Origin of the sequence: Streptomyces sp. NPDC048255 (genome assembly GCF_040652415.1) — a bacterium.
GTDB lineage: Bacteria > Actinomycetota > Actinomycetes > Streptomycetales > Streptomycetaceae > Streptomyces.
On the sequence record NZ_JBEZMA010000122.1, the window covers coordinates 1 to 5,083 of the forward strand.

Annotated in this window: 4 protein-coding genes; all 4 read right to left on the reverse strand. The window is 65.3% G+C overall.

Annotated elements, in window-relative coordinates; translation table 11 throughout:
- Positions 1 to 107: 107 nt before the first annotated feature.
- The gene (locus AB0D94_RS37560; RefSeq protein WP_362062392.1) at positions 108 to 1,049 is read right to left on the reverse strand and encodes an SMI1/KNR4 family protein; all 942 of its coding nucleotides are present in this window, start codon (positions 1,047 to 1,049) and stop codon (positions 108 to 110) included.
- A gap of 72 nt (positions 1,050 to 1,121) precedes the next feature.
- The gene (locus AB0D94_RS37565) at positions 1,122 to 1,529 is read right to left on the reverse strand and encodes a DUF6262 family protein (protein ID WP_362062395.1); all 408 of its coding nucleotides are present in this window, start codon (positions 1,527 to 1,529) and stop codon (positions 1,122 to 1,124) included.
- Positions 1,526 to 3,775 carry a tyrosine-type recombinase/integrase gene (locus AB0D94_RS37570; protein ID WP_362062398.1) on the reverse strand — a complete coding sequence of 750 codons (2,250 nt, stop codon included), beginning with the start codon at positions 3,773 to 3,775 and terminating at the stop codon, positions 1,526 to 1,528. Before AB0D94_RS37570 ends, AB0D94_RS37565 begins: the two co-directional genes overlap by 4 nt.
- Positions 3,772 to 5,019 carry a tyrosine-type recombinase/integrase gene (locus AB0D94_RS37575; RefSeq protein ID WP_362062401.1) on the reverse strand — a complete coding sequence of 416 codons (1,248 nt, stop codon included), beginning with the start codon at positions 5,017 to 5,019 and terminating at the stop codon, positions 3,772 to 3,774. Before AB0D94_RS37575 ends, AB0D94_RS37570 begins: the two co-directional genes overlap by 4 nt.
- Between the last annotated feature and the right edge of the window lie 64 nt (positions 5,020 to 5,083).

A 5,083-nucleotide genomic window follows, 5' to 3' on the forward strand; every position in this document is an offset into this window, starting at 1 on the left:
TCGACCACATGGTATCTGTACCTGCGACAGCTTGACCCGTTATCTTCGCTGGTCACATCGAGAGCGGTATGCCGCTGACGGATAGCGGGGAGTGTGTGGTGGCGCGCTCAGGGTGGGTGGTCGAGCATCCTCTGAATCGTCTCGCGTACCGAGGCGTCGTCCTCGATCGTCATGCGGTCGGTGAGTGCCTGACGCCGTGGTGCACTCAGTTGCCGGCCCTGAGTCGTGGACACCGTCATCAGGACCGCTGCGAGCGATCGGACGTTGGGGGCCTGATCTGCAAGCGCGGCCGATATCAGGTCGCGGCCGTGCTCTCCCTGAGCCGCCAAGGCGCGAAGAATCGTTTCCCTTACGGCTGAGTGACGTTCCGTCTCGTACGCCTGGAGCAGGATCCCGGGCAGGGAAGGGCTGAGTTTCGGGTGTGAGATGAACGTGTATGCGGCTGCGCGCCGCCGGGCGGTGAGAGTGTCGGCAAGGAGCGTGGCCACGAGATCTTCCTCGCTGCCGGCCATCTGGTCGGCGAACCAGGTCAGATCCCGATGTCCGGTGAGCACGAAGTCCAGCCATCGCTCGTACCAGGCAAGAAAGTCGGAGTCCGCGTGGAAACGAGGGGAGAAGAACCCGTCGGCATTGACCTCGACCAGGCGGCCGCGGCCGGGTCCTGTGACGACGAGCAGCGTGAAGTCGCTGCACCCGCGGTACACGACCGTGATCGTGCCAGGGAAGGAGTCGACGAGCGCGCCGTCCGGGGCCGGACTTTCAGGGATGTCCAGGTCGGGGACGACAGGGAACGGGGTGGAGAGATACCCTTCGCCCCCGCCGTATGCAGCCAGGTGCCACTCTTCCATGGGCAGCAACCCGTAGGTCGGGCCGTATCCACCGTTACCGATGCGGGTGAGGAACCGTCGGAATTCCTCCGGAAGGCGCACGCCGTGAGCGCCCTCGAATTCCACGACCCATTTCTCGGAGACAGGGGCACCAAGGGTCGCCTTCTCCGCAGCTGGTAGTGCGGTGAGCTTGGATCGGATCCGGGCGATCTGGTCGTCCACGGGTTCATCTTCTCGTGTCAGAAGGTACTCAGTGCCGTGAGCATAGCTCATGGCCGAAACCTTCTGCGGCGGTCACTGTGCGGTGAATTGGGCCAGGCGCCGGCGAAGTTCCAGGTTCTCGCCCTGCGCGACTTCGAGCGCCTTCCGTAGCTGTGCGACCTCGTTCCGGTGGGTTTGCTGTTGTTGCGAGAGGCGTGCGCTGAGGGCCCGGACGGCTGCTGAGGTTGACGAGGGTTCGCCCGCATCGGGAGCGGTCACAGGAGCCTGGCCGCGCTTGGCGCGATGCCGCTCGATTGCGACACGAAGTTCCTGATGCCTGTAGAGGAAATCGGTACTCACCGCAGCTTCACGAGCAACGGCCGTGAAACTGATGGACTTTCCTGTCGTGACCAAACGAGACAGGGCCGCTCGGGCACGTTCGGCGGTGCCCTCACTGCGGGCTCTCGTTACCGTTTGCAGATGTTGTGGCAGCGGGCTCATGAAATCGATTCCTTTGGCTGTCCGGGGATCGACCCGGGTCGGTCGGTAACGCCTGCTCCGCGTACGGCCCGGAGTTGGCCGTCGTCGTGGACACCGATCTGCTCGAGGGCGATGAGGACCTTGGCAAGGGCGCGGGTCTCGGTGAGCCGGCCGGCGAGCCAGATATTCTCTTCGCCCATCGGCTCGCCGTGGCGAGCGGTGAACTGTGTCTGGCGGCGGGTGATCAGGGCCTCGGTCTGAGCGAGCTGGTGCTGGAGCTCGTCGCGGTGGCTGGCGTCGGTGACGAACTTGTCGCAGGTCAGGCAGGCGTTCCCCTTGGCACAGACCTGCCGGGGAGGGAGCATGCACCAGCCGTTGGGCAGGACCCGATCGGCGCGCTGATCGAGGTGGAGCATGTCGTAGAGGTCGCTCGGCTCGATGCTCGCAGTCCTCCCGTCGACGGTGATTTTCTTGTAGCGCAAGAACTCGCGCTCGGCGGTGGTGGACAGGGTCTTGGCGTAGTGCATGGTCATGCTGGGGCTGAGGTGCCCGAGATAGCGCATGACGACGTGGATCGGGACACCAGCGTTGATCAGGTCGGTCGCGCGGGTGTGCCGGAAGGTATGGGTCTTGGACACTGCCACCGGGCGGCCCACGCTGTCGGTGATCGCCAGCATCTTCGTGAGGTTGCCGAGCCTGTGGTGGAGGGTTGCCGACGCGTAAGGCCGCAGTCCGAGCCGGTTCTGCCGGGTCTGCAGGAAGAGGTAGGGCGGCTCCGTACCCTCCGGTGCCCCTTGGGACGTGATGAACTCACGCGCCCACTCCTGCTGCACGCGGATGATGTCCACGATCTCCTGGTCGACCGGGATGGTCGGGGGTCCGCCGCCAGTGATCTTCGTCTGCTGGTACTTGAGTCGGGCGACGAATCCGGCCCCGTCATCACCCTCCTTCGGGCCAGTCGTAGCGAGCGGGAGGAGCGGGTCGAAGTCCATCATCAGGACTTCGTTCATCCGCCGGCCGGTGCGGATCAGCAACATCAGCGCGTGGAATGCCTGCCGGTCATCCAGGCCGCCTTCATCCTTCGGCGCCGCAAGGAGGCCGGACCCGGCGGCGATCTGGCTGATGACCTCGTCCTCCAGGGCCATGTCGTCCGGCATCTGGTTGGTGCGCCTGGGCTTGTCGTCCAGCCGGAACAGCACGCTGTAGGTCGAGTCGAGCCTTCCCCACCGCGGGTCTGCGAGCACTGACACCGCTTCGGCGCGGTTGTCGTACATCCAGCGGTAGAACGCCTCGACCGTGACCAAGGCGGAGCGGCGGCTGTTCTTGGCGAGCTTCCCGCCCTTGTTCACGCCCGAGAGCGTCGAGTGGCTGTTGAGGTGGTCAACGAAGCCGCGAACCCAGGTCCTCAGCTGTTCGGGAGAGGAGACGAGCTGCGGTCCGGTGCATCCGGCCTGGTCGATGTACCACTGGAACCGCTTCATGGTGTCCATGCGGCTCTTCACCGATGACCAGACGTACTGCTCGGTCAAGAGCTGCACCGACAACCACCATTTCACCGCTTCCCTCAGCCAGTCCGTGGTCAGATGCGCGAAGTTGGCGACGTGTCGGCCGCTGGGTTCGTGCTCTCGCTGCGGGATCCTCCTGTCCAGCGTGGGATTCCAGAGGTTCAGCCGCCACCACTCTCCATCGTGGTAGGCGTAGGCCAGCCGGTCCTGGATGTGCTTCACGCTGTGCAGGACGAGGGTCGCGATGTTCTCTCCGGAGGGCAGGCTCGTGCGTACTGCGGCAGCCCGTACTTCCTCGGCCCACTGCTCGTTGGAGAGGGCAGTGATCGACTGTGCGGACCGGGCTTGCGGGCCGCCGTACTCAAGGGCGAGGACGAGCCCCCGGCGGAGCCGGTTGAACCGTGCGGGGTTGATGGCGTATCCGTCCCGCACCTGCTGGTCCACGAACCAGGCGAGTTCCCAGATCATCGGCTCGGGGAGGCCGGTGAAGGTGATTGCCTGCGAGAACCATCCCTTCTCCCTGTTGCTCACCTGCTCCACGAAGGCCCGGCGGTAGTCGTCGGGCATGTTGGAGGAGTCGAAGTGGTCCTGCCTGTGCTCGTCAGGAAGGCTCTCCCATAGTTGTCGGGCGCGTTCCTCGCTGAAGAGGTCGGCGATCGGCAGCCGCGGGTCGCGCTTGTCCTGAGTCTTCCTGCCATCCGGCCGCTCACTCCGGATCTCTTCCGCGGCCTCCGTCGGGACGAGTGCCAGCTCGGCCTTCATTCCAGTCCTCCCCAGGACCGCGTGATCTTCTGCCAGTCCGCGCACGCCCTGAGTTCTGCGTCCTCGGTCACGTGGGCGTACGTATTGATCGTGGTCTGCACATCGGAGTGCCCGAGCCTCCGGCTGACCACGTGCAAGGGGACGCCCGCCAGCAGCAGCGCCGTGGCATGCGTATGGCGGTACCAGTGCGGTGTCATCTCCCCTGGAAGCGAGGGGAGTTGCTTCTTCCTCGCCCCAAGGTGCTTATAGACGCTCTCGGGCCTCAAGGGGGCGAAGCGCCGGCCCCGATACAGATTGCAGAAGATGTACGCGTTGTCCCAGTCGTCCAGCTCGACATCGGCACCCGCCTCGCACAGCGCCCACACCCAGTCGCCGTACAGGCGGTCCAAGGCGGAGCCGACGAAGATCCGCCGATAGCCGCTCTTGGCCCGCATACCGTGAGGATGATCCGCCTGGTGGACGACCTCGACCTGGGCGGTCGTACCCGTCCCGGTCTTCCAGTCCCGGTGACGCAGCCCGAGCGCCTCGCCGAGCCGCATACCGGTCTCCTCCAGCAACATCCACAGCAACCGGTAACGCAGCTCGCCGGACCAGACGCCCTCGTCGGCATCCCAGGACGCCTCCGCGTCGCGGAGTGAGGTCACCTGTCCGGGAAGCAGAATCGGAACTGGCTTCGCATGGACCCGGACCTTCACCACGCTCGAACGCCGGCCGTGTTTGCGCGCCACGTGCTCCAGAAATGGCAGATAACCGCCCGACCGACTATGCACTGTCTCGTGCAGCCGGTCCGCGACCTCGACCCCGCATGAGGCGTGGTAGCGGTAGAAGCCCATGACCGCTCGGACCCGGCTCGCCACCGTCGCGTCCGCCGGCCGTTCCTGCCTTCCGATCGCGACGACCTCTGCCGCCATACTCCCCCGGCGCAACTGGCCTACGAATGTGCCGAGTTCAGTCACGCCGATCGCGTCCCATGCCTGCGATCGCCGTTCTAGGAAGGACCACCACAGCGCCAGTCCCCGCGCGTACGTCTTGATCGTGTTGGGCGAGCAGTCAGCCGAGCGCAGGTACTCCAAATACTGCTCGACCGGCACCGCAACGCTGAAGTCGTCCGCGAGGACCGTCCAGGTCGATCCCTCGCCAATCCTCACTCGCTGGCTGATTGCCAACGCCCCTCCCCGCCCTGCCGTCGACGTCAGCGGCACCCGCTGCTGTACCGGATAACGCGACGCTGACAGGAAGGACACGGGCCTGGATGCACCTGTGGCCGACGTCGATGACGCTAAGGAACGGGTACGGATAACACATGGT

Bases quoted from the DNA above. Each gene is read 5' to 3' on its own strand.
- AB0D94_RS37565 (WP_362062395.1), bottom strand. From the start codon at position 1,529: ATGAGCCCGCTGCCACAACATCTGCAAACGGTAACGAGAGCCCGCAGT.
- AB0D94_RS37570 (WP_362062398.1), bottom strand. From the start codon at position 3,775: ATGAAGGCCGAGCTGGCACTCGTCCCGACGGAGGCCGCGGAAGAGATC.